The sequence below is a fragment of the Caenibacillus caldisaponilyticus genome, from assembly GCF_002003465.1.
Lineage (GTDB): Bacteria > Bacillota > Bacilli > Bacillales > Sporolactobacillaceae > Caenibacillus > Caenibacillus caldisaponilyticus.
In genome coordinates, this window is sequence record NZ_BDDQ01000174.1 from 1 (window position 1) to 822 (window position 822).

The following is an 822-nucleotide window of genomic DNA, read 5'->3' on the forward strand; positions in this document are numbered from 1 at the left end:
TTGGTACCGTCAAGAATTTTGTGTAATGTAAGATAGATAGGGTATCTCTGAAATGGATTTGGAATGGATAGGGAACCGGTTTCCTTCACACAAGAGACTGAATATTCAGTCTCTTGTGTGGAAAGGGAGAATCCCCTCATCTCATCTATTTACATTATTTGGTTAATGATAACGTTCTTCAAACATTCGCTCGAGGGCTTCCTGCGCTTCGGCAAATCCTCGCAACTTTCGTTCTGCCCATTTCTCGTTAAAATCTTGAACGGTCAAATATACGACTTTTTCAGCGGCTTCTAAACTGCTCAAACTGTTCATCGGCTTTAGACGTTTCCGAATCTCCTTGATCGTTCGTTCGATGGCATTGGTCGTGTAAATCACACTTCGAATACTGCTTGGATAGTCCATAAAGGTGAGAAGAACATCCAACTCATTGGCCCACGATTGGACTTCCCTTGGGTATTTGTGAGACCATTTGGATTGAAACTGTTGAAACATCTCCAATGCGATTTCTTTATTCGGAGAACGATAAATGAGTTTCAGGTCCTCCGCCATTTCGAATTGATCTTTTTTCCGAACACGGCTGAGGGTGTTGCGGACTTTGTGCACGACACAGCGCTGCACATCGGCTTTCGGATACACCGCCTTAAAGGCTTCCTCCAGCCCCGGAAGGCCATCGAAGACGCCAAGAAGCACTTCCTTGACGCCTCTTTGGTAGAGCTGTTGGAGAATCTCCTGCCATACATAGGCGCTTTCTTGTCCTCCTACGAAGAAATCAAGAATTTCACGATACCCTTCTTCGTTCACCCCCAATACCACATAAATAAC

1 protein-coding gene is annotated in these 822 nt (G+C 44.8%); it reads right to left on the bottom strand.

Annotated elements, in window-relative coordinates; all coding sequences use genetic code 11:
• Window positions 1-162: 162 nt before the first annotated feature.
• Window positions 163-822: IS256 family transposase (locus CCB157_RS17110; protein WP_143287147.1), on the bottom strand; the 660-nt coding region annotated here is incomplete at its 5' end.